Below are 22,197 nucleotides of genomic sequence, written 5' to 3'. Positions count from 1 at the left end.
GCGAAAAAGGGTGCGGCTAACCGCTCTTCACGTATCCTGCAGGCCATAGCCGATGCCTGAACGCCAGTTCGTCAAGTACACGTTCCTGAAGGTGGACCCCGCCTGGAGGCGGCTGGACGCCGAGGAACGCGCCATCCACAAGCGCGAGTTCCTCGCCGCCTGCGAGGACTTCTCGTCCGAGCGCCTCCTGCGCGCTTTCTCACTGGTGGGTACGCGCGGTGACGCCGACCTGCTGCTCCTCACGCAGGCGACGAACCTCGAGCGCATCCACGAGTTCCACGTCGTGCTGTCGCAGAGCGGGCTGATGGGCTGGGCGGAGACGCCGTACAGCTTCCTCGCGATGACCAAGCCGAGCGAGTACTCCGACGAGTCCCGCCTCGAGGTCCGCCCGCAGCACTCCAAGTACCTGTTCGTCTACCCCTTCGTGAAGACCCGCGAGTGGTACGGGGTCGATCCGAAGGAGCGCTGGCGGATCATGCAGGAGCACATCCGGGTCGGCAAGGAGTACCCGGACGTGGACCTCAACACGAGCTACTCGTTCGGGCTGGACGACCAGGAGTTCGTCGTGGCCTTCGAGGGCGACGAGCCCGCGGTCTTCCTGGACCTCGTGCAGCGCCTGCGCACGACCGAGTCCAGCCTCTTCACCAAGCGCGACACGCCGACGTTCACGTGCATCGCCATGTCCGTCGAGCGCGCGCTGAACGCGCTCGACGGCGCCACGGTCGGCGTTACGGCGTAATTATCTCGGGCGTTCGGGCGCGGTCGCGGTCGAAGCGCCCGGTCGCGTCCTCGAGGTCCTCGCCGCGCATCGCGGCCTCGACCTCGCGGTCGACCAGCTCCGGGTCGTGCAACACCTTCTGGAAGTGCGCCTCGTCGAGCTCGCCCTGCCACTTGGCGATCACCATCACGGCGACCGAGTTGCCGATCGCGTTGGTGAGCGCACGGCCCTCGGACATGATCCGGTCGATGCCGACCACGAGCGCGATGCCGACGGCGATCGACTCGGCCGAGAAGAACGTGCCGCCGAAGGCCGTCAGCGAGGCGGTCAGCGTCACGAGGCCCGCACCCGTGATGCCCGCCGCGCCCTTGGAGGTGAGGATCATCAGGCCGGCGAGCGCGATCTGCTCGCCGATCGCCATGTCCTGCCCGGTCGCCTGGACGATGAACAGCGCGCCCAGCGTGAGGTAGATGCAGGTGCCGTCGAGGTTGAACGAGTAGCCCGTCGGCAGGACCATGCCGCTCACCTGGCGGGAGGCGCCCGCGGCCGTGAGCTTGGCCAGCAGGCGCGGCAGCACCGTCTCCGACGACGACGTGCCGACGATGATCAGCAGCTCGTCGCGGATCAGCCGCACCATCCGGAAGATCGAGAAGCCCGACGCGCGCGCCACGAGCCCGAGCACGACGAACACGAAGAACGCGCACGTGCCCCAGAAGACGACCATCAGCTGGCCCAGGTTCGACAGCGACTCCGCGCCGAACACCGAGACGGTGTAGGCCATGCCGCCGAACGCGCCGAGCGGCGCGGCCCACATGATCAGCCGGATCACGCCGAAGACGACCTTCGAGGCGATCTCGAAGACGTTGACGATCTGCTTGCGCTGCTTGTCGGCGAGCATCGAGATCGCGGCGGCGACGAAGATCGCCAGCACGAGGATGCGCAGGATCTCGTTCTCGACGAACGGCTGAACGAAGCTGGTCGGCAGCAGGTCGTCGGTGATGAAGCCGACGAGGCCGCCTTCCTCGCTCGCGCCCGCTTCGTCGATCGACTCCTGCGCGCTCGCCCGCGCCGCCTCGCTCGGATCGCCGTCGAAGCCCGACCCCGGCGCGAAGATGTTCGCCGCCAGCAGCCCGAGCGTGAGCGCGACGACCGTCATCCCGAAGAAGTAGCCGAGCGCCCGGAGCGCGAGCCCGCCCGCGCGCGCGAGGTTCCCGAGCGACGCGATGCCGATGACGACGGTCAGGAAGATCACCGGGCCGGTGACCGTCTTGATGAGCTGGATGAAGGCGTCGGCGAGCCATTTGGACTTCTCCGCCGCGCCTGGGAACACCAGGCCGAACACGATGCCGAGGGCGATCGCGACGATCACCCAGAACCACAGCTGCTTGAAGAGCCCTCTCTCCTTCATGGCTCATCTAAGTACCCGCTCACTGAACTTTCAGCGCGTACCGCCGACTAATCCGGGCAATGACTCCGACTATGACCTCCACCCACGCCGAGCGCTACCGGCTCGTCACCCGGTCGGACTTCGACGGGCTCGTGTGCGCGGCGCTGCTCAAGCACCTCGGCATCCTCGACGACATCCTGTTCGTTCATCCGAAGGACGTCCAGGACGGCAAGGTCGAGATCGGTCCCAACGACGTCACGACCAACCTGCCGTACAACGCCGACGCGGCCATCTCCTTCGACCATCACAGCTCCGAGGCCACCCGCGTCGGTGGCCCGCGCGCCAACCACGTGATCGTCCCCGACGCCCAGTCCGCGGCCCGCGTGGTCTACGACTACTACGGCGGCGCCGAGGTCTTCCCCGGCATCGAGGAGCTGATGGACGCGGTGGACAAGGGCGACGCCGCCCAGTTCACGCTCGACGAGATCCTCCACCCCACCGGGTGGGTCATGCTCAACTTCCTGATGGACCCGCGCACCGGCCTCGGCCGCTTCCGCGAGTTCCAGATCTCCAACTACCAGCTGATGATGGAGCTGATCGACATCTGCACCGCGATGTCGGTCGAGGAGATCTTCGAGAACCCGCACATCAAGGAGCGCGTCGAGCTCTACAACGCGCACGCCGCGGCCGCGGAGGAGCAGATCCGCCGCTGCACCACCGTGCACGGCAACCTCGTGGTGCTGGACCTCCGCGAGGAGGAGGTCATCCACCCGACCAACCGCTTCACGCTCTACGCGCTGTTCCCGCAGTGCAACATCTCGATCCACGTCCTCTGGGGTCTGCGCCAGCAGAACACGGTGTTCGCGACCGGCAAGTCGATCATCGACCGCGGCGCCAAGACCGACGTCGGCGAGCTGATGCTCAGCTACGGCGGCGGCGGGCACCACGCGGCCGGCACCTGCCAGGTCGAGAACGAGGACGCGCCGCGCGTTCTGCAGGAGCTGATCACCCAGATCAACGCCGACGGCTAGGGGATAACCTGCCGCGGCCATGGAGGCCGCCGACGCGCATCTCGCCAAAGACCCCGTGATGGCGGGGCTGATCGAGCGCTTCGGCGGCCCGCTCGACCGCGACGAGGACGGCTCGTCGCGCCGCCCGGCCGATCTCTACGGAGCGCTCCTGCGCTCGATCACGGGCCAGCAGCTGTCCGTGAAGGCCGCCGCCGCGATCTACGGCCGGCTGATCGCGCGCTTCGGCGACCGCGCGCCGACGCCCGAGGAGATCCTCGCCGACGACCCGGAGGAGCTGCGCGCCGCCGCCGGGCTGTCCCGCGCGAAGACGGCCTCGCTGCGCTCCCTGGCCGAGCACGTCATCGAGGGCCGGCTCGAGCTCGACAAGCTCGACGCGCTGCCCGACGAGGAGGTCGCGCGCGAGCTGATCGCGGTCAAGGGCATCGGCGAGTGGACAGCCCACATGTACCTGATGTTCACCCTGCACCGGCCGGACATCCTGCCCACGGGCGACCAGGGCATCAAGAACGCGATCATGACCGCCTACGGCCTGGACGCGGTGCCGTCGCCCGACGCGATGACCGAGCTCGCCGAGCCGTGGCGCCCGCACCGCACGCGGGCCTGTTTGTACCTCTGGCGCTCGCTCGACAACGAGCCATTGCCCTGAGGGCAATGGCTTGGCGAGTCCGCCGACGCGGCGCGGCGCGGCGAAGCCGCGCGCGGACTCGCGGGCGGGGCTAACGGAGCCGGGCTTCTTCGAGATCGAGGTCGCGCTCGATCTGGCGCTGCACGTCCTGGGAGATCCGCCCCTGGTTGCGCAGGCCGAGCACCGCGGCGCGCTCGGACTTGATCAGGTCGCGGCGCACGTCGGAGAAGCGCATCCGCTGCTCCTGGAGCACGTCGGGTGCCTTCTCGCCGCCGAGGACGGCCACGCACTGCTGGAAGCGCGCGCGGTAGAGCTCCCGCAGCCGGCGCAGCGGCTCCTCGTTGATGCGCTCGTCCTCCTCGAGCTCGTCGAGGCGGTCCAGCGCCGTCTGCGCGGCCTCCAGGCGGGCGATCGCCTCCTCGGGCGACCACTCGCGCTCGGACGGGATCCGCAGCGCCTTGACCACCGCCGGGAGTGTCAGGCCCTGCCCGACGAGCGTCACCAGGATCACGATGAACGTGAGGAAGATGACCTCCTCGCGGCCCGGGATGTCGGCCGCGATCGACAGCGCCGCGGCGAGCGAGATCGCACCGCGCATCCCGCACCAGCCCACGACGACGCGCTCCTTCACGCCGAGCCCGGGCGCCACCGGGAGCAGCGCGAACGCGAGCCGCACGACGATCACGATCCCCGAGATCGCGACGCCGGCGAGGATCAGCGACGCCGCGCGGTCGCTCCCCAGCTCGTCGATGATGTTCTCCAGCTGCAGGCCGAGGAGCACGAACAGCAGCGCCTCGAGCCCGAAGGTGAGGATGTTCCAGAACGAGTTGGCGGTCAGGCGCGTGTCGGCGTCGAAGTAGTCCGACTGCTTCCAGCCGCTGAGGACGCCGCAGGTGGCGGCGGCGAGGATGCCCGACGCGTGGATCTCCTCGGCCGCGATGTAGCTCGTGTAGGCGGCGAGGATCGTCAGCAGGACGGAGACCGTGACGTCGGCCTGCTTGCGGATCGCGCGCAGGCCGAGCATGGCGACGACGGCGCCGACCGCCACGCCGCCGACCGCGGCGACCAGGAACTCGACCGTGGCGTCGAAGAGCGAGAACGTGCCCGCGGTGGCCGCGCCGACCGCCACGCGGAAGCCGGTCAGGCCGGTCGCGTCGTTGATCAGGGACTCGCCCTCCACCAGCCGGCGCACGCGGCCCGGGACGCGCACGGTCGCGAACGTGGCGACGGCGGCGACCGCGTCCGTCGGCGCGATCACGGCGCCGAGCATGAACGCGGCCGGCCACGAGAGCCCGTCGACCAGGCCGTGCGCGGCGACGGCGACCACGCTCGTGGTCGCAAGCACGAGCGCCAGCGCGAGCAGGCCGAGCGCGCGGCTCTCCGCCCGCAGCTCACGCGCCGACGACGCCCAGCCGGCGCTCATCAGCAGCGGCGGGATGAAGACCAGCAGCACGACGTGCGGGTCCAGGTCCACGCGCGGCACGCCGGGCACGAAGGCGAGCGCCAACCCGCCCAGCACGAGCACGATCGGGTACGGGACGTGCAGCCGGTCCGCGGCGCGCACGAGCAGCACCGCCAGGAACAGCAGCGCGAAGAGGAGCTCGAGTTCGCCCACTGGGGTGGGCAGTCTAGGGCGCTATATCGCGCCACTAGCGGCTTCGCCGCTGGCTTTCGCGATCTCGGCTGAAGAGATCGCTTCGCGGATCTCTAGGATCGACGCGCCCAATGCCCCTTCCGCAGCCCATCGACGAGCACGATCACGTCGCCGGACCGTTCGACGCGCCGCTCGAGCTCGTCATGTACGGCGACTTCCAGTGCCCCTACTGCGTCGCCGCCCAGTCGATCGTGCGCCGCGTCCGCGAGCGCCTCGAAGGCCGCCTGCGCTTCGTCTTCCGCCACCTGCCGCTGACCGAGGTCCACCCGGACGCCGAGCGCGCCGCCGAGGCCGCCGAGGCCGCGTCCCTGCAGGGCTCGTTCTGGGAGATGCACGACGCGCTCTACGCGAGCGGCGGCAAGCTCTCCGACACCGACCTGCTCGCGCTCGCCGACCGCATCGGCCTGGACACCGAGCGTTTCAGCGCCGACCTCGCGACGGGCGCGCCGGCCGAGCGGGTTGCGCGCGACAACGAAGCCGCACGCGCGGCCGGGATCGCGTCCACCCCGGCGTTCTTCGTCAACGGCCGCAGGCATGAGGAAGCGTTCGACGCCCGTTCGTTGGTCGAGGCCCTCACGTCCGATTCGCCTGACGGCGACTAACCTAGCCCCGTCATGGCCCGGTTCGTTGCGCTGCTCGCTGCTGTTCTCGCCCTGCTGGTCGCCGCCTGCGGTGGCAGCGACACGCCGGACACGCCCAAGGATCCGGTGGAGAACGTGCCGCAGGAGGCGGGCGTCCGCGAGCGTGTGAAGGTGGCCGTCGGGCCGGACGAGGCCGAGTTCCCGCCCGCCGACGGCAAGACGCTCGAGGAGCTGGCTTCCGGGATGGCCGCGGGCCCGTCGCTCGGCTTGGCGACCTCGATCTTCACGACGGGCGAGCCCAGCCGGATGGCGTTCGGCGTCATCGGCGCCGACGGCAAGCCCGTCTACGGCCCGACCGCGATCTACGTGGCGCCGACGCCGGGAGAGCCCGCCGAGGGTCCCTTCGTCGCGCCCGCCGACGTGCTGCTCACCGACGCGCGCTACCGCTCCAAGCAGGCCGCCACCGAGCAGGACCCGTTCGCCGCGATCTACGCCGCCAACGTGGACTTCCCGAAGCGCGGCCAGTACGCCGTGCTCTCCGCCACCAAGCTGCCCAACGGCAAGTTCACCGGTGCGACCGGCCAGGTCCAGGTGTCCACCGCGGACGCGGACCCGATCCCGGCGGTCGGCGACGAGGCCCCGAAGGTCAAGACGGACACGCTGGAGACGACCAAGGGCAACCAGGAGATCCTGGACACGCGCGTGCCGCCGAGCGACATGCACGAGGTGAGCTTCGACGAGGTCGCCGGCAAGGAGCCGGTGGCGCTGCTGTTCGCGACGCCGCAGCTGTGCGCGTCGCGCGTGTGCGGCCCGGTCGCGGACATCGCGCTGCAGCTGCAGGCCAAGTACGGCAAGCAAATGAAGTTCATCCACCAAGAGGTCTACGTCGACAACGACGTCAGCAAGGGCCTGCGCGAGCCGCTGCGGCAGTTCAACCTGCCGTCGGAGCCGTGGCTGTTCGTCGTCGACAAGTCCGGGAAGATCACGTCCCGGCTCGAGGGTTCGATCGGCGTCCAGCAGTTCGAGGACGCCATCAAGACCGGGCTGTGAGACGCGCCCTCCCGGCGGCGGCACTGGCCGCCGCGCTTCTCTTCCTCGTCCCCGCCGCGGCCGAGGCGCACGGCCTCGTCCAGCGCCCGCCGCTCCCGATCCCGCAGTGGCTGTTCGCGTGGGCCGCCGCCGCGGTGCTGGTCATCTCCTTCTTCGCGCTGGCCGTGCTGTGGCCGACGCCGCGGCTCGAGCAGGACGACTGGCGTCCGCTGCCCGCCGGGCGCGCGCTGGCGAGCGTCCCGCTGCAGATCTTCTGGGGCACGCTCGGCGTGTTCCTGCTCGTCGTCACGATCCTCGCGGGCTACCTCGGGTCGGGCACCGCGCTGGACAACTGGGCGCCGACGTTCCTGCTGATCACGTTCTGGGTCGGCCTGGTCTTCCTGTCGATCCTGTTCGGCGACGTCTTCCGGGCCTTGAGCCCTTGGCGCGCGCTCGGCCGGCTGCTCCCGCAGCTGAACCGGCCCTACCCGGAGCGGTTCGGCCGCTGGCCCGCGGCGGCGTTCCTGTTCGCCTTCACCTGGATCGAGCTCGTCTCGGGCTGGGGCGACCATCCGTCGACGCTCGTGACCGCGGTCGTCGGCTACACGGTCGTGACGCTCGCGGCCCAGGTCTACTTCGGCGTGGACACGTGGTCGCGGCGCGGCGAGGCGTTCGCGGTCTACTTCAACCTGTTCGCGCGCATGTCGGTGCTGGAGACGCGCAACGGCACGCTCGGCTTCCGGCGCCCCCTGGGCGGCCTGCCGAAGCTGGACACCCCGCCGGGCACGGTCGCGTTCATCACCGTGATGATCGGCACCGTCACCTTCGACGGCCTGAGCCAGGGCTCGCTCTGGCTGGATCTCTCCTCGGGCGTGGTGGACACGCTCGACAGCCTCGGGATCGGCGCGCTGACCGCCTCCAAGATCGCGTCGACGCTCGGCCTGCTGTTCGGCGTCGGGCTCGTGTGGGGCTTCTACCGCCTCGGCGTCGAGGGCGCCCGCTCGGTCGGCGGCAACCTCAGCATCAGCAAGCTCGAGAACGGCTTCGCGCACTCGCTCGTGCCCATCGCGGCCGTCTACGTCGCCGCGCACTACCTCACGTTCCTCGTCTTCGAGGGCCAGGCGATCACCTATCTGGCGAGCGACCCGTTCTCCCAGGGCTGGAACCTCTTCGGCACGGTCGACTGGGGCATCGACTACACGGTCTTCCCGCAGGAGAACACCTGGTACGTCCAGGTCGCGGTCGTCGTCATCGGCCACGTCGCGGCGCTCGCGCTCGCGCACGACCGGGCTCTGACGCTCTACGGCGAGGCCAAGCTGGCGGTCCGCTCGCAGTACTGGATGCTCGGCGTGATGGTGGGCTTCACCTCCCTCGCGCTGTGGCTTCTGGCGCAAGCCGGTTCTTAAAGGCCCTGGGTCTTTAGGTTCGCGGGCAACCTCGCGGCAAGCGAACGGCAAGCGGCGCCGCCGATCATCGGCCGCATGATTCGCACTCTCTTCGCAGGCTTCGCCGCCGCCTTCATCGTGCTGGCGTGCGCGTCGAGTGCCTCGGCCGATTCGATCGCCTATGTCAAGGACGGCAACGTCTGGCTCACGACCCCGGACGGGTCGCGCCAGTACCAGGTGACTTCGACCGGCGGCTACTCCGACGTGACCCAGTCCGACGACGGCACGATCGTCGCCCTCAACGGCGTCCGCCTCCACCGGCTGGCGCGCGACGGCGCCGTCCAGGCCGACTTCGCCACGCCCGTCTCGAGCACGAGCCCGGGCAAGTCGTTCTGGGGTCCGTACGACCCCGCGATCTCGCCCGACGGCACGAAGGTCGCCTACACCTACTACTGGCTCTCGCAGACCACGACGCCGGACTGCTTCCCGCCCAAGTGCCTCGTCGCCCTCAACGAGGGCGGGACGGGCTACACGTGGTCGGATCGCATGACCGACTGGAAGACCGGCGACGCGATCGGCTACCACTCGGGCTGGCGCCACCCGTCGTGGATCGACAACGACATGACGCTGCTCGCCAACCCGACCCACCTCCCGAACCACGACCTGCTGCTCGACCGCATCTCCGACGGCGGCAACGGCCACGGCAACATGGTCATGGCCTGGTTCAGCGACACGGGCGACAACCCGCACATGAGCGGCGCCGAGCTCACGCGCGACAAGCGCAAGCTCGCGGCGCAGACCGGCGCCAACGACAGCACGCTCAGCGTCTACCTCATCCGTGGCTTCCCGAGCGGGTGGAAGGACGGCAACCCGATCGGCTCGGACGTGGTCCGTTGCTACCGCTACGAAGGGCCGGTCGGCGGCTCCTACAGCCAGCCCACCTGGTCGCCGGACGGCTCGAACATGGCGTTCACCGACGGCGCGGGGCTGAAGATCGCCGCGGTGCCGAACTTCGCCTCCGAGTGCACGCTCGACGGCGCCACGCCGACCCCCGCAGTGCTCATCCCGGGCGCCACGGAGCCCGACTGGGGTCCCGCCGACGTCCCGCCGGCCCGCCCCGCCCAGCCCACGCCTCCGGCTCAGCCGACGCCGCCCGCCCAGCCGACGCAGCCGACCGGCAAGTCGCTCTCGGTGACGGTCTCCAGCGCCAGCAAGAAGTCCGGCGTGAAGCTCTCCGTGAAGGTCACGGGCAAGGGCAAGCTCTCCGCGGTCGCCAAGGCCGGCTCCAAGACGGTCGGCAAGGCCTCCGCCAAGGTCAAGAAGGCCGGCACCGCCAAGCTCAAGCTGAAGGTCTCACGCAAGGGCAAGCTGTCCGTGAAGGTCACGTTCAAGCCGTCCTCGGGCGCCACGATCAGCAAGACGCTGAACGTAAACGTGCGCTAAAGGAAGCCTAAAGGCCCTGGGCCTTTAAGTTCCGCAGGCGTCTGCGGGAGGGGGTGCGGTCGCCGGCCGTGCCCCGCCCCAGGCCTGCCATTCCCGCAGCGCCGGGCGGGTCTCGGTGAGGTCGGTGGAGAACAGGCCGACCGGGAACTTGTCGTCCTCGCGGACCGTGTACTGGAAGGCCACGGTCACGCGCGGGTCGTTCCACCACTGGACGAGGCGCTCGTGCAGGTCGCGGCAGCCCGCGGCCGCGGGGTCCGGCACCGCGGAGTACTCCTCGGGCGCCGGACCGACGCCCGTCTCGGTGATCCAGATCGTGTGCGGCTCCGGGCAGCCCCGCGCGGCCAGCGCGGTGGCGGCCTGCTCGACCGGGTCGCGGCCGCCGATGTACGCGTGCTGGGAATAGACCGTCGAGGAGCACACGAGCTCCTCCGGAAGGCCGCGGATGAACTCGCCGACGCTCGTCACGAGCTTGGTGTCCTTCAGCAGGCCCGCGGTCTCGCCGATCACCAGCTGCTGCTCGCCCGGTGCCTCGTCGAGCGCGCTCGTCAGGGTCTTCGCCAGCTCGGTGTAGACGCCGGGCGCGAGGCTCGGCGAGGCAGGGTCGCACTCCGCCCGCTGCGGCGACACGAACGGCGGCAGGTTCGGCTCGTTCCACGGGCTCCAGAACCGCAGCGTCGCCCCCTCCTCCCGCGCGACCGTGAGCACGTCGAGCACGAGCTGCCGGTACGCGGGCAGCGTCTCGGGCCGGGGCGCCCGGGCTCGCACGGTGGCCTTCTCGCGCTCGCAGCCGGACGGCGGCGCGGCCGCCCACTCCGGCGTCCCGGTCAGGACGACCAGCGTCTGCCAGCGGTCCGGATCCTCCTTCTGGCGCGAAGCGAGCGCCGCGAGCTGCTGCCGCACGCCCGCCCATCCCAGGCACGGCTGGACCTCGCGCATGCACCCGGTCTCCGGCTTGTTCAGATCCGCCGGCGCCTCCGCCGTCGCCTGCAGGTGGTGCCAGTCGATCACGAGCCGGAAGAACGTGGGGTCGAGCGCCCCGATCGCCTGACGCGCCTGCTCCCACGGCTCCGGCGCGGGCGTGTCCGCGGCGACCAGGTTCGGGTTGAACTCCGTGATGCCGACCGCGAGGCCCGGCCCGGCGGCGGGCACCGGCGCGAGCGGCGAGGTCGTCGGCGCGGGAACGGGCGTGGCCCCGGGTGGCGCGATGACGTTGATGCTGATCGAGAGATCCGCCGTGTCGTCGCGGCTCAGCTCGAACGCGGACGCACCGACCAGCACAGCGGCCGCGAGGGCATAGAGGATCACCGGCCACCGCATCTGCATCGAGGCTACCCGCGCCGGCGCGGGTTACGGCACGTACGGCGGCGCGACGCCCCAGCCCCACCGAGGCACGGGGGCGTGCTCCACGACCTCCGCGCCGTCCGCCGAGTTCTGGACCGCCAGCCGCGTGCCCCACTCCGCGTAGCCCATCAGCGCCGCGCGGAACTCCGGGTCGTCAGGGAGGGCGGCGAGGTCGGCCGCGTGCGAGAGGAGCGTCACGAACGTCAGCCGCTGCTCCGGCGTGATCCCAAGCCCGACGTGCTTGGAGAGCATGTGCGCGTAGCCGCCGTGGTGCTCCGTGTAGGCGGCCGGACCGCCCATCACCTCGCACCACCAGGTCGTGACGTGCTCGCGGTGCTCCTCGCTGACGGTGCCGCCGAACAGCGGCGCCAGCTCGTCGTCGTCCTCGACGAGGTCGTAGAACGCGTTCAGCCAGCGCGAGAACGCCTCACGCCCGCCGCCCCACTCGTAGATCGTCGGTGTGTCGTCGGCCACCCGGCGAACGCTAGTAGATCGACGACCCCGCCCCGGGACGAGCGTTGTCCGGATAGGGCACGAAGTCGTCGAGGAAGCCCGGCAGCGCGCGCACGCGGTCCAGCCACGCGGCCACCGCGCCCGGCACCTCGACCGGCGCCACGCTCACGTACGCGAACAGCGACAGGTCCGCGATCGAGGGCGCCGCCCCCACGACCCAGTCGCGCGCCATCAGTTGGTCGCCGAGGATGGCCAGCGCCTCCCGGCCGGTCGCCAGCCGCGGCTCGACCTCCTCCGCCGTCGCGCGCCCGGTGAGCAGCCGGAACCGCGGTCCGCCGAGCCCACCCATCACCCGCTCCTGCTCGAACGACAGCCACTGCGCGACCTGCGCCCGCCCGAGCGGCGTGTCCGGCAGCCACGCCGTCCCCTCCGCGAGGTACCAGAGGATCGCGTTGGACTGCGTGATCCGCTCGCCCGAGTCCAGCTCGAGCACCGGCGTCTCGCGCACCGGGTTGAGCATCGCGAACTCGCAGGTGAGCGTGTCCCCGGCGAAGATGTCGATCGGCACCCGCTCGCAGTCGAGGTCCAGCATTCCGAGCAGGAGCCGGACCTTGAAGCAGTTCCCGGACGCGGCGTAGTCGTAGAGGCGCATGCGCCTCTAACGCACGAGCTCAGCCGAGTGTGAAGACGTCCTCGCTGTCGAGCCCCTCGGTCAGCCTCAGGTCGTTCGTGCTGAAGACGCCGTCGCGGATGCTGAGAAAGCGCCGCGTCCCGTCCGCCAGCAGGGCGACGATCGCGAAGTTCTTGGCGTCCGGGGCCCAGAAGCCCACCTTCCCGAGGGCCGGGGACTCATCCGGCGTGGCGAGCTCGACGACGTCCGGCCCGAGCAGCGTGTGCATCTTCTCGAGCGTGGTGTTGCCCGGGACCTTGAAGTCCGGCGAGAGCGCCGCACCGAGCAACGACGCGGTGAACGCCAGCTCGATCGTCCGTGCCCGCTCGTCGAGATACGCCGTGCCGGCGGGCGTGAGCGCCACCGCCACGCGCACGCAGAGCTTCGAGCCGACCTCAGGCGCGAAGCACAGCTCCTCGCCCTTGACCTTCTTGGTCGCGATCGCGCACAGCTCGGCCTTCGTGGTGCCGAGCCGCACCGACCCGCGGCGCTTCGGGAGCTTCCTGGTCGAGCTGAACCCCGCGCCGACCACGTCGAGCGGCCCAGCGTCGTTCCTGACGATCCGGGTGTTGCAGCTGATCTCGGCCGTCTTGCCGGCGATCGCCTTGTAGAGCTTCGCGGCCTTGGCGTCGAAGCGGATCACGTCCTCGCCGCTCGCGCGCTTGACGGCGCGGACGCCGTCAGCGGCGTCGTAGAACGGCAGGATCGAGTCGGCGACCGCCGCGTTCGCCGACGGGGCGAAGCACGCGGAAGCGAGCAGGGTCAGGCACAGCGCACGAATCTTCACGCGCGGCAGTAAAGCGGCGCGGAGGGCGCCGCTCAATGCAACAGGCGCCTAGACCGCGGAGACTTCTTCCTCTTCCTCAACGCGGAAAGAGGAGCCGCAGCCGCAGGCCGCGATGACGTTCGGGTTGTCGACCTTGAAGCCGGCGCCCTGCATGGACTCGACGTAGTCGACGACCGCACCCTTGACGTAGGGGAGCGAGGGGCCGTCGACGAGGATCCGCAGGCCGCGGTCGGTGAAGACCTCGTCACCCGGGCGCTCCTCGTCGAACGCGAGCGCATACTGGAAGCCCGAGCACCCGCCACCGCGCACACCCACGCGGAGGCCGGCGGTCTGCACGTCGGTGCTCTGGGACGCGAGAAACTCCTGGACCTTCTCGGCGCCCTTTTCGGTGAAGGTGATCAAGTGTCAGTACTCCCGTGCGGGTTTCCCAGCCAATACTTCCCGAAGTGTAGCGACCGCTACCCTTCCGGTGAATGCCCTCCACCGACGACCTCAAGCTGCGCATCGAGGCCGCGATCCCCGGCTCCTCCGCCGCCGTGACCGACCTCACCGGAACGGGAGATCACTTCCGCGCCACCGTCGTCGCGCCGGAGTTCGCCGAGCTGAGCCGCATCGAGCAGCATCGCCGCGTCTACGCGGTGTTCGGAGCCGACATCGGCGGTCCGATCCATGCCCTATCCCTCGTCACGAAGGCGGAAGCGTGAGCGCCACTGAGAACCCCATGCGCGACGAGATCCAGAACGCGATCTCCTCGCACGAAGTCATCCTCTTCATGAAGGGCCGTCCGGAGCAGCCGATGTGCGGCTTCAGCGCCCGCACGGTCGCCGCCCTGGACGCGCTCGGCGCTTCCTACGCGGCCGTGGACATCCTGCCCGATCCGCGGATCCGCCAGGAGCTGTCCGCCATCTCGAACTGGCCGACGATCCCCCAGCTGTTCGTCAACGGCGAGCTCGTCGGCGGCTGCGACATCGTCACCGAGATGTACGAGACGGGCGAGCTGGCCTCCACGCTCGGCATCGAGCCGAAGGCCGACGCGCCCGAGGAGGCCCCCGTGGCCTCGGAGCCGGGCGCCCCGCCCCTCCAGATCCGCAACGACCTCGCTTCCTAAGCCGCTCCTCGCCCTCGCGGCCACCGCTCTGGTGGCCGCGGGCGGCGACGGCAACGAGCAGCCCGCCCGCCGGACCGAGCCCAAGCCGCTCGTGTCCTCCTCCGGCCTCGAGCAGGCCACCACGTTCGCCAAGACCCGCGCCGGCACGGTCGCCTGGGCCGTCGCCACCGAGGATGGCAAGCTGCGCGGCCACAACGCCGCCGTCCAGTTCCGCTCCGCGAGCATGGTCAAGGCGATGCTGATGGTCGCCGTGCTGCGCCGCGCCGCCACCCGCACGGTCACCGCCGACGAGGCCGCGCTGCTCTCACCGATGGTCACGGCGTCCGACAACGACGCCGCGCACACCGTCTACGCCGCGGTCGGGGACGCGGGGCTCGCAGCCGTCGCCCGCGCGGCCCGGATGACGCACTTCCTCCCGGTCGGCGCCGTGTTCGAGACCCGCATCACCGCGGCCGACCAGGCCCGTTTCTTCCTGCGCATCGACCGGCTCGTCCCCAAGCGCCATCGCGCCTATGCGCGCGGGCTGCTCGGCGGGATCGTCAAGCCGCAGCGCTGGGGCCTCGCGCCCGTCGCCGAGCGCCGCGGCTTCCGCGTCTTCTTCAAGGGCGGGTGGCGCAGGGGCATCACCCACCAGTCCGCGCTCCTGGAGCGGGACGGCCGGCGCGTCGCGCTCGCGGTCCTCACGAGCGACGAGCCGAACCAGACCTACGGCCAGGCTACCCTCGCCGGGGTCGCCTCCCGCGTCCTGCGCCCATGACCCGCATCGCCGTCATTCACCATCTCCAACAGCCGTTCCTCGGCAACGCGGCCGCACCGCTCGGTGCGGTCTCCGAGCACTTCCGCGGCGAGCTGCCGTCGCTGGACGGCCTCGACGGCATCGTCTCCTTCGGCGGTGAGCAGGACGCGTGGGACCCCGCGCTGGCGCCCGAGGTGGAGTGGATCGCGGCCGCGGTCGAGCGCGAGGTCCCGTTCCTCGGCGTCTGCCTCGGCGCGCAGCTGCTCGCCCGCGCGACCGGCGGCGAGAACCTGCGGCTGCCGAAGCGGTTCGTGTCGTGGGAGCCGCTGACCGTGCTCGACCCGACCGACCCGGTGCTCGGCGCGATCCCCGACGGCGCGCACGCGCTGCACTGGAACCAGGACGGCTTCGAGCCGCCTGCGCACGCGGTCGAGGTGTACGCGCGGCCCGATGGCGGGCGCGCGGAGGGCTTCCGCGTCGGGCGCTGCGCGTGGGGCGTGCAGTTCCACCCGGAAGTCGACCAGCCCGCGTTGGACGGATGGTACGCGGGCTGGCCGGACTCCGTGACCGCGGCAGGGACGACCGAGGAGGACGCCCGCCGCGCGGACGCCCGCCACCTGCCGGATCAGACTGCGCTCTCGACCGCGATCTTCGGCGCCTTCGCCCGCTTGGTCCGGGAGAACGCGCGGTCGGCCCACGCCTGATCGCTCATCCGCGCGACCAGCACACCGATCCAGCCGAACCCGGCCAGCATCAGGACGGAGCCGATCGCGGCCAGGACGAGGCTGACCTCGGTCGCCATCGGGACGAGCCAGCCCGCGGCGATCAGCAGCGCGGTCCAGCCCGGCGCCGCGCCGGCACGCCAGGCGGCGACGCCGAGCACGATCAGGCCGATGATCACCGGGAACGCGCCGGTCATGAACAGCAGGATCGGCGCCCAGCCCTCCGTCGCCGCGTCGGCGATCTTCACGGACTCCTCGCGCGGGAGCGCCTCGGCGAGCGCCAGGTCGTAGAAGTCCGTGACGAGCAAACCCGGCAGCGTGGCGAGGCCGAAGATGGCGAGCAGCCCACCGACGTGCGCGAGCTTCGGCGCCGCACCGCGGGCGAGGTGCATGAGCCCGAGCGCCGCCGGCAGCAACAGCAGGAACCCAAAGTGCAGCAGCGTCGCCGCCACCTCCGCCTGGTCCGGGTGAGCGGCGAGCGCGTCGTGGTAGGCGGCGGTCGTGCCTTCGTCCTCCCACGGGGTCGCGACCATGCCGGCGAGCACCAGCAACGGCGCCGCGATCAACGAGAACGCGGCGATCAAGCGTGAGAAGCGGCGGGGATCCGAGAGCATGCGCCGACGCTACGAGCCCGCCACAGCCGGGTCGTCATCCGCAGGTCGGCGGCGCCTCAACCTAAAGAGGGACAGTCCCCTTTTAGAATTCTTGACCCGATGGCAAATGGGGTTGGCAGCTCGGGTGGGTGCGCCTATCGTCGGCGGCGTGCCTGCTCCTGATGCCATCGCCTTCGTCCGTGCCGCCCTCCCTCCGGCGCCCGCCCGCGTGCTCGAGATCGGCGCCGGGGACGGCGCGCTCGCGCAGGTGCTGCGCCGCGCCGGGTACGACGTGACCGCGATCGACCCACGCGGGGAGGGCGACGTGCTGCCCGTCCCGCTGCTCGAGCTGGAGGCGGAGCCGTTCGACGCCGCCGTGGCGATGACGTCGCTGCACCACGTCGAGCCGCTCGCCGACTCGCTCGCGCACCTGGCCGAGCTGCTGCGCCCCGGTGCCCGGCTGCTCGTCGACGAGTACGACGTCGGCGCCCTGGATGAGCGCGCCGCCGCGTGGTGGATCGCGCACGCCGGCGGGCATGAGAAGACGCCGGCGGAGTTCGTCGCCCACATGCGCGACCACATCCACACCGTCGCCCACGTCCGCGAGCAGCTCGCCCCGTGGTTCGACGTCTCCGAGCCCGTGCCCGGCGCCTACCTGTATCGCCACAAGATCGGCTGGCAGCACCGCGACGAGGAGGAGGCGAAGATCGCCGCGGGTGAGCTCCCCGCGACGGGCTCGCGCTTCATCGCTGTCCGCCGCTAGCGAGTCCGCGCTCGACCGCGGGGCGCGACGCCGCTTCGGCGGACTCGCCGAAGCATCGCCCCCTGGGCGATGCGACTAACGCTTGGCGAGCCGGCGTGCGCCCGCACCCGCCGGTGTGTAGTCGAGCGAGTAGTGCTCGTAGGTCTTGGCCTCGTCGTCGAGCGTGAGCTCGGTGTCGGTGTCGAAGCTCGGCGCCTTCTTGAAGACGGCCTTGCGGCGGTCCACGCGCACGTAGTCGCGTCCGACGCTCGCCCGCAGGAGCGGCACCAGCGTCAGCGACTTGGACACCAGGCCGGTCTTGACGGCCGCGAAAGCGGGCTCGTCGGTCTCGCCGTCGTAGTAGACCTCGTCGAGCTTGCCGAGCTTCTCGCCGTTGGGGTCCACGACCTCCTGGCCGCGCCAGTCCGCGATGTTCTCGACGGGGATCATGCGGTGGATCTACCCACCGCCCGCGCTCACAAGTCGCGCCGGCGGAACGCCCACAGCGAAACGAGCGCGATGGCGCTCAGGTACAGCACCGTGTACGGCCACAGGAACGCGCCGAACTCCTGCGCGCCGCCGAACGGCCCGAGGTTGATCGCGTAGCGCGTGAAGCCGGACGAGTCGGCGGTGATCTCACTCAGGGCGTCCTGGTAGTGCGCCTCGAACGGCAGGATCCAGGACGTGACCTGCGAGACGTCCTGGAGCGTGTCCGAGTCCAGCGCCTCGCCGATCTGCCCGAGCAGCCCCGCCGTCAGCCCGGCGCCGAAGAGCATGAAGATCGCGATCCCGTTCGCCGTGCTGGACAGCAGCACCGAGCCGCCGAGCGCGAGCGCCGCCAGCACCGCGACGGCGACGCCCATCTGCAGCGCCGGGGTGAGCAACCGGTCCGGCCACCAGTCGATGAACAGGTGCGTGATCACGACGGAGGCCAGGAAGACGAAGACGGTGTAGGCCACGCACACGCCGGCGGCCGCGACGTAGCGGCCGAGCAGGAACGTCGCGCGGCCGAGCGGCCGGACGACGATCGGTTGCAGCAGGCCGCGCTCGGCGTCGCCGCGGACGGCGTTCAAGGTCAGGAAGACGGCGAGGATCGCGCCCAGGAAGAGCGTCGCGAACATGGCCAGGCCGAGCAGCGTCGCGCCCGCGACGGTGTCCGGTTCGACGCCCGCCTGGAAGTCGCCGAATTCGGTCACCTCACGCGAGACGCGCCACACGCCGAGCCCGTACAGGCCGAGGAAGGCGACGGTGAGCAGCGCGACGACGACGAACACGCGCCGGCGCACCGACTCGCGCAGCGCGAAGCCCGCGACGATCCCGACGCCGCTCATCGCCCGCCCACCAGCTCGAGGTACGTGTCCTCGAGCGACGAGCGGATGACGCGGATCTCGTACACGTCTTCGCCCGCCTGCACCAGCTCGCGCACGAGCCGCGGGATGTCCTCGCGCGTGGCCTGCGCGAACAGCCGCGCGCCACGGCCGGTCGTGATCTCGATGCCACCCGCGTGCGAGAGCTCGGCGGGCGTGCCGGCCGCGACCACCTCGCCGCGGGCGATCATGATCACGCGGTCGCACACCAGCTCCACCTCGGACAGCAGGTGCGAGTTCAGCAGCACCGCGACGCCGCGCCCGCGCAACGTCTCCAGCAGCTCGCGCACGGTCCGCCGACCGGCGGGATCCAGCGCGCTCGTCGGCTCGTCGAGCAGCAGGAGCTTCGGGTCCCCGAGCATGGCCTGCGCGATCCCGAGCCGCTGCTGCATGCCCTTGGACATGTGCCCCACGCGCCGGTCCGGCACGTCGCCGAGCGCGACGAGCTCGAGCAGCTCCCGCCGCTCGGCAGCTCCCCCGCGTGACCCGACGAGCTTCTGGTGCAGCTGCAGCAGCTCGTCCGCGCTCAGCCAGTCCGGGAAGCGGAACAGCTCCGCGAGGTAGCCGAGCGCGGCGTTCGCGGCGGCGCTGCCGGCCTTCGCGCCGGCCACCTCGGCCGTGCCCGACGACGGGCCCACGAGCCCGCACGCGATCTTCACGAGCGTCGACTTGCCGGCGCCGTTGGGGCCGAGCAGGCCGACCAGCTCGCCTTCGCCGACCCTCAGGTCGACGCCTTTGAGCGCCTCGTTCGCGCCGTAGCGCTTGCGCAGGTCAGTAACCGAGAGGGCATCGGGCACGGCGCTCATCCTGCCCGATTCTCAGTGCGACCCGACCTTCTGCACCGAATCTGCACTCAGTCGTCACATCCGAAGTGCACGATCACGGGCGCGTACTGCGCCTCGGTGCCGTCGACGATCAGCGCCTCGGCGAGCGGGACGATGCCGCCGCAGCGGCCGCCGCCGTCCAGCACCGCCGGGTCGCGCTCCCGGGCGTAGTAGCGGTACACGGGGAACACGAGCACGCCGGCGGCCACGAGCACCGCACCGACCACGGGCGCGGGCGGCCGTTCACCCAGCACGAGCGCGACGAGCCCGCACAGCACGGCCGCGATCACGACGGCCACCACGAACGCGAACGCCGCGACGATGAGCCCGAAGCCGTACGCGTCGCTCCCGTCCTCCCGCGCCGCGTTCAACCCGCCGATGGCGAGCGCCAGGCCCAGCACCGCGAGCATCCAGCGGACGCGCATCTAGGGCGAGCGTAACGCGGCGAGCCGAGTGGTGAGGAAGTCGCGTTCCACCGGGCTCTCGGTGAGCGCGAGCGCAGCGCCGTAGGCCGCCTCGGCCTCGTCGAGGCGCTCCAGCCGGCGCAGCAGGTCGGCCCGCGCGGCGTGGAAGAGGTGGTAGCCGTCGAGGTCGCGGATGGCGTCCATCGCGGCGAGCCCGGCCTCCGGCCCGTCGCGCTCGGCGATCGCCACCGCGCGGTTGAGGGCCACGACCGGTGTCGGGGAGACCGCCCACAGCTCGTCGTACAGGGCCGCGATCCGCGCCCAGTCCGAGCCGCGCGCGTGCTCGACGGCGATCGCCGCCTGGATGAGGTAGACGCCCAGCCGCCCGAGCGCCCACCCACGCGCGACCAGCCGCTCGCCCTCCGCGATCTGCTCGCGGTCCCAGCGCGAGCGGTCCTGGTCGGCGAGCAGGATCAACGCGCCGTCCGCGTCCACGCGCGCCTCCCGCCGCGAGTCCTGGAGCAGCATCAGCGCCAGCAGCCCGGTCGCCTCGCTCTCGTCGGGCATCAGCGCCGCGAGCAGCCGGGCGAGCCGGATCGCCTCCGCGCACAGCGCCGCGCGCACGGGCGGGCCGTAGCCCGCGTTGAAGATCAGGTAGAGCGTCGTGAGCACGCTGCGCAGGCGCTCGGGAAGGTCGGCGTCGCGCGGGACCTCGTACTTGATGCCCGCGCCCGCGATCTTCTGCTTGGCCCGCGTGATGCGCTGCGCCATCGCCGGCTCGGCGACGAGGAACGAGCGCGCGACCTCGGCCGTCGTGAGCCCGCCGAGCGCGCGCAGGGTGAGCGCCACGCGGGCCTCCGGCGCCAGCGCGGGATGGCAGACGGTGAAGATCAGCCGCAGCCGGTCGTCGACGATCGGGCTCACGGGGTCGTCCTCCTCGGCCGCCGGCTCGCCGACCGTCCGCAGCTCCGCCTCGAGCGCCCCGCGCCGCCCGATCCAGCGCTTCTCGGAGCGCAGCCGGTCGAGCGCGCGGTTGCGCGCCGTCGTGACGATCCACGCCGCCGGGTTGTCCGGCAGCCCGTCCCGCGGCCAGCGCTCCAAGGCGACGAGGAACGCGTCCTGCACGGCCTCCTCGGCACGGTCGAGGTCCCCGAACACGCGCGCGAGCACCGCGACCGCCTGCCCGGACTGGCGCCGGAACAGGCGGTCGACGACGGCGACCTGTGGCCCGCCGGTCAGGCCCCGTCCGCGCCTTCGAAGCTCATGATCGGCCGCACCTCGACCGAGCCGTGCTGGGCCTCCGGGATCTGCGCCGCCCAGTGCAGCGCCTCATCGAGGTCCTTGCACTCGAGCACGTAGTAGCCGCCGATCGCCTCCTTGGTCTCCGCGTACGGCCCGTCGGTGAGCATGCGCTCGCCGTCGCGCACGCGCACCGTCGTCGCGGAGGTGGTCAGCTCGAGCGCCTCGCCGCCGACCAGCACGCCGGCCTGCCCGGCCGCCGCGCCGAACGCGTTGTGCGCCTCCATCGTGGCGGCCATGTCGGCCTCGGTGGCGTTGGTCCACCGGGCCTCGTCGGCATACAGCATCGCCAGGAACTTCATGGTCTGCACCCTCCTCGGGCGTCGTGGGTCGACCCTTCGACGTCCAGCGGGACGGTAATCGACATTCGTGGCGCGTAGGCGCTCATCCGCCCGTGGCACCGGATAGGGTTTGCGTGCGATGTCCAGGATCGCGGTCGTAACCGACACCACGCAGTACCTCCCCACCGAGGTGATCGAGCGTCACGGGATCCACCGTGTCTCGCTCTACGTCAACTGGGACGGGAAGACCGATCGCGAGATCGACCTGCCGGACTACGACGGCTACTACGACTACCTGAAGGGCGCGGGCGAGCTGCCCACCACCTCGCAGCCGTCGCTGGGAGACTTCCTGGAGGTCTACGAGCCGCTCGTCGAGCAGGGTGACAAGGTCCTGTCGATCCACCTGAGCGGTGGGATCTCCGGCACGGTGCGCACGGCCGAGCAGGCGCGCGAGCTGCTGATCGAGCGCGGCATGCCCGCCGAGCAGATGGTCGTGGTGGACTCGCGCACCGGGTCGGCCGGCCACGGCTTCATGTCCGTCGCCGCCGCCAACGCGATCGAGCGCGGCGCCGACCTCGCGGGTGCCGTCGAGGCCGCCCGCAAGCTCCGCGAGGACCTGCAGATCCTCGTGATGGTGGACACGCTCGAGTACCTGCGCCGCGGCGGGCGGATCGGCGCGGCCGCGGCCTGGATCGGCGCGACGCTCAAGGTCAAGCCCATCCTCACGATCGAGGGCGAGATGAAGCCCGTGGAGCGCGTGCGCACCGCCGGGCGCGCGTTCGAGCGCCTCGTCGCCCACCTCGAGCAGCGCCGCGAGGACGGCTGCGACGCGTTCGCCATCCAACACATCCAGGCGTCCGAGCAGGCCCAGCGCCTCGCCGAGCGCGGCCGCGAGATCTACGGGCGGGACCCGGAGCTCATCTCCGAGATCGGCCCCGTCATCGGCACCCACACCGGCCCGGGCATCCTCGGCGTCGCGGGCCTGCGGACCGAGCTACTCGGACCGATGTAAATGGA

The 22,197-nt window shown here is 71.2% G+C and carries 27 protein-coding genes; 13 read left to right on the top strand and 14 right to left on the bottom strand.

Annotation, left to right across the window (positions count from 1 at the left end; all coding sequences use genetic code 11):
- The first annotated feature begins 52 nt into the window (after positions 1–52).
- Positions 53–739: a chlorite dismutase family protein gene (locus OJ997_RS11120; RefSeq protein WP_270025159.1), complete on the top strand. Its 687-nt coding sequence runs from the start codon at positions 53–55 to the stop codon at positions 737–739.
- On the opposite strand, the gene OJ997_RS11115 is transcribed toward OJ997_RS11120, so the two are convergent.
- Positions 729–2,126 (bottom strand): cation:dicarboxylate symporter family transporter, encoded by a 1,398-nt coding sequence (locus OJ997_RS11115; protein WP_270025158.1) that lies wholly within the window; start codon positions 2,124–2,126, stop codon positions 729–731. The two genes, OJ997_RS11120 and OJ997_RS11115, sit on opposite strands and share 11 nt — an antisense overlap.
- Positions 2,127–2,197: 71 nt before the next feature.
- Between OJ997_RS11115 and OJ997_RS11110 the strand changes: the two genes are divergently transcribed.
- Both OJ997_RS11110 and OJ997_RS11105 read left to right on the top strand, forming a co-directional pair.
- Positions 2,198–3,136, top strand: a complete 939-nt coding sequence (locus OJ997_RS11110; protein ID WP_270025157.1) for an exopolyphosphatase — start codon at positions 2,198–2,200, stop codon at positions 3,134–3,136.
- Between the two features lie 19 nt (positions 3,137–3,155).
- The gene (locus OJ997_RS11105) at positions 3,156–3,782 is read left to right on the top strand and encodes a DNA-3-methyladenine glycosylase family protein (RefSeq protein ID WP_270025156.1); all 627 of its coding nucleotides are present in this window, start codon (positions 3,156–3,158) and stop codon (positions 3,780–3,782) included.
- A 70-nt stretch (positions 3,783–3,852) separates the two neighbouring features.
- Here the strand turns inward: OJ997_RS11105 and OJ997_RS11100 are convergent, their stop codons facing one another.
- Positions 3,853–5,376 (bottom strand): Na+/H+ antiporter, encoded by a 1,524-nt coding sequence (locus tag OJ997_RS11100; RefSeq protein WP_270025155.1) that lies wholly within the window; start codon positions 5,374–5,376, stop codon positions 3,853–3,855.
- A 110-nt stretch (positions 5,377–5,486) separates the two neighbouring features.
- Here OJ997_RS11100 and OJ997_RS11095 point away from each other — a divergent pair, with 110 nt between their 5' ends.
- From OJ997_RS11095 to OJ997_RS11080, 4 genes are all read left to right on the top strand, one after another.
- Positions 5,487–6,017: a DsbA family protein gene (locus OJ997_RS11095; RefSeq protein ID WP_270025154.1), complete on the top strand. Its 531-nt coding sequence runs from the start codon at positions 5,487–5,489 to the stop codon at positions 6,015–6,017.
- Positions 6,018–6,029: 12 nt separating this feature from the next.
- On the top strand, positions 6,030–7,046 hold the full coding sequence (locus OJ997_RS11090; RefSeq protein WP_270025153.1) for a hypothetical protein: 1,017 nt from the start codon (positions 6,030–6,032) through the stop codon (positions 7,044–7,046).
- Positions 7,043–8,431: a fenitrothion hydrolase gene (locus tag OJ997_RS11085; protein WP_270025152.1), complete on the top strand. Its 1,389-nt coding sequence runs from the start codon at positions 7,043–7,045 to the stop codon at positions 8,429–8,431. The genes OJ997_RS11090 and OJ997_RS11085 overlap by 4 nt, the downstream gene beginning before the upstream one ends.
- Before the next feature lie 75 nt (positions 8,432–8,506).
- On the top strand, positions 8,507–9,853 hold the full coding sequence (locus OJ997_RS11080; RefSeq protein WP_270025151.1) for a TolB-like translocation protein: 1,347 nt from the start codon (positions 8,507–8,509) through the stop codon (positions 9,851–9,853).
- A 24-nt stretch (positions 9,854–9,877) separates the two neighbouring features.
- On the opposite strand, the gene OJ997_RS11075 is transcribed toward OJ997_RS11080, so the two are convergent.
- Genes OJ997_RS11075 through OJ997_RS11055 form a run of 5 tightly spaced genes read right to left on the bottom strand, consistent with a single transcriptional unit; the run spans position 9,878 to position 13,506 of the window.
- Positions 9,878–11,170, bottom strand: coding sequence for a hypothetical protein (locus tag OJ997_RS11075; protein ID WP_270025150.1), 1,293 nt, complete (start codon positions 11,168–11,170; stop codon positions 9,878–9,880).
- Between the two features lie 30 nt (positions 11,171–11,200).
- Positions 11,201–11,668: a group II truncated hemoglobin gene (locus tag OJ997_RS11070; RefSeq protein WP_270025149.1), complete on the bottom strand. Its 468-nt coding sequence runs from the start codon at positions 11,666–11,668 to the stop codon at positions 11,201–11,203.
- 10 nt (positions 11,669–11,678) lie between these two features.
- Complete coding sequence (locus OJ997_RS11065; protein WP_270025148.1) at positions 11,679–12,299, bottom strand: glutathione S-transferase family protein; 621 nt, start codon at positions 12,297–12,299, stop codon at positions 11,679–11,681.
- Between the two features lie 19 nt (positions 12,300–12,318).
- On the bottom strand, positions 12,319–13,104 hold the full coding sequence (locus OJ997_RS11060; RefSeq protein ID WP_270025147.1) for a hypothetical protein: 786 nt from the start codon (positions 13,102–13,104) through the stop codon (positions 12,319–12,321).
- Between the two features lie 48 nt (positions 13,105–13,152).
- Positions 13,153–13,506 (bottom strand): HesB/IscA family protein, encoded by a 354-nt coding sequence (locus OJ997_RS11055; RefSeq protein ID WP_270025146.1) that lies wholly within the window; start codon positions 13,504–13,506, stop codon positions 13,153–13,155.
- Between the two features lie 71 nt (positions 13,507–13,577).
- Here OJ997_RS11055 and OJ997_RS11050 point away from each other — a divergent pair, with 71 nt between their 5' ends.
- Genes OJ997_RS11050 through OJ997_RS11035 form a run of 4 tightly spaced genes read left to right on the top strand, consistent with a single transcriptional unit; the run spans position 13,578 to position 15,652 of the window.
- Positions 13,578–13,808: a BolA/IbaG family iron-sulfur metabolism protein gene (locus OJ997_RS11050; protein ID WP_270025145.1), complete on the top strand. Its 231-nt coding sequence runs from the start codon at positions 13,578–13,580 to the stop codon at positions 13,806–13,808.
- Positions 13,805–14,212 (top strand): Grx4 family monothiol glutaredoxin, encoded by a 408-nt coding sequence (gene grxD, locus OJ997_RS11045; RefSeq protein WP_270025144.1) that lies wholly within the window; start codon positions 13,805–13,807, stop codon positions 14,210–14,212. The genes OJ997_RS11050 and grxD overlap by 4 nt, the downstream gene beginning before the upstream one ends.
- 31 nt (positions 14,213–14,243) lie before the next feature.
- Complete coding sequence (locus OJ997_RS11040; RefSeq protein ID WP_270025143.1) at positions 14,244–14,969, top strand: serine hydrolase; 726 nt, start codon at positions 14,244–14,246, stop codon at positions 14,967–14,969.
- A complete protein-coding gene (locus OJ997_RS11035; RefSeq protein WP_270025142.1) occupies positions 14,966–15,652 on the top strand; it encodes a type 1 glutamine amidotransferase in 687 nt (228 codons plus the stop codon). Before OJ997_RS11040 ends, OJ997_RS11035 begins: the two co-directional genes overlap by 4 nt.
- Here the strand turns inward: OJ997_RS11035 and OJ997_RS11030 are convergent.
- Positions 15,574–16,284 (bottom strand): hypothetical protein, encoded by a 711-nt coding sequence (locus OJ997_RS11030; RefSeq protein WP_270025141.1) that lies wholly within the window; start codon positions 16,282–16,284, stop codon positions 15,574–15,576. The genes OJ997_RS11035 and OJ997_RS11030 overlap by 79 nt on opposite strands.
- Before the next feature lie 148 nt (positions 16,285–16,432).
- Between OJ997_RS11030 and OJ997_RS11025 the strand changes: the two genes are divergently transcribed.
- Positions 16,433–17,026 (top strand): class I SAM-dependent methyltransferase, encoded by a 594-nt coding sequence (locus tag OJ997_RS11025; protein ID WP_270025140.1) that lies wholly within the window; start codon positions 16,433–16,435, stop codon positions 17,024–17,026.
- 75 nt (positions 17,027–17,101) lie between these two features.
- Here OJ997_RS11025 and OJ997_RS11020 read toward each other — a convergent pair whose 3' ends face one another.
- From OJ997_RS11020 to OJ997_RS10995, 6 genes are read right to left on the bottom strand one after another with little or no spacing between them, the layout of a single operon-like run.
- Positions 17,102–17,455 (bottom strand): PRC-barrel domain-containing protein, encoded by a 354-nt coding sequence (locus OJ997_RS11020; protein ID WP_270025139.1) that lies wholly within the window; start codon positions 17,453–17,455, stop codon positions 17,102–17,104.
- Positions 17,456–17,481: 26 nt separating this feature from the next.
- Positions 17,482–18,336 (bottom strand): ABC transporter permease subunit, encoded by an 855-nt coding sequence (locus OJ997_RS11015; protein WP_270025138.1) that lies wholly within the window; start codon positions 18,334–18,336, stop codon positions 17,482–17,484.
- On the bottom strand, positions 18,333–19,178 hold the full coding sequence (locus OJ997_RS11010) for an ABC transporter ATP-binding protein (protein ID WP_270025137.1): 846 nt from the start codon (positions 19,176–19,178) through the stop codon (positions 18,333–18,335). The genes OJ997_RS11015 and OJ997_RS11010 overlap by 4 nt, the downstream gene beginning before the upstream one ends.
- Positions 19,179–19,225: 47 nt before the next feature.
- Entirely contained in the window at positions 19,226–19,621 is a 396-nt protein-coding gene (locus OJ997_RS11005; RefSeq protein WP_270025136.1) for a hypothetical protein, read from the bottom strand.
- Positions 19,622–20,839: an RNA polymerase sigma factor gene (locus tag OJ997_RS11000; RefSeq protein WP_372517889.1), complete on the bottom strand. Its 1,218-nt coding sequence runs from the start codon at positions 20,837–20,839 to the stop codon at positions 19,622–19,624.
- Positions 20,836–21,201 carry a YciI family protein gene (locus OJ997_RS10995; protein ID WP_270025135.1) on the bottom strand — a complete coding sequence of 122 codons (366 nt, stop codon included), beginning with the start codon at positions 21,199–21,201 and terminating at the stop codon, positions 20,836–20,838. The genes OJ997_RS11000 and OJ997_RS10995 overlap by 4 nt, the downstream gene beginning before the upstream one ends.
- Before the next feature lie 118 nt (positions 21,202–21,319).
- Here OJ997_RS10995 and OJ997_RS10990 point away from each other — a divergent pair, with 118 nt between their 5' ends.
- Entirely contained in the window at positions 21,320–22,192 is an 873-nt protein-coding gene (locus OJ997_RS10990) for a DegV family protein (protein ID WP_270025134.1), read from the top strand.
- Positions 22,193–22,197 lie beyond the last annotated feature (5 nt).

This window comes from Solirubrobacter phytolaccae (assembly GCF_027587195.1).
GTDB lineage: Bacteria > Actinomycetota > Thermoleophilia > Solirubrobacterales > Solirubrobacteraceae > Solirubrobacter > Solirubrobacter phytolaccae.
This window is presented reverse-complemented; position numbering and strand designations above follow the sequence as displayed.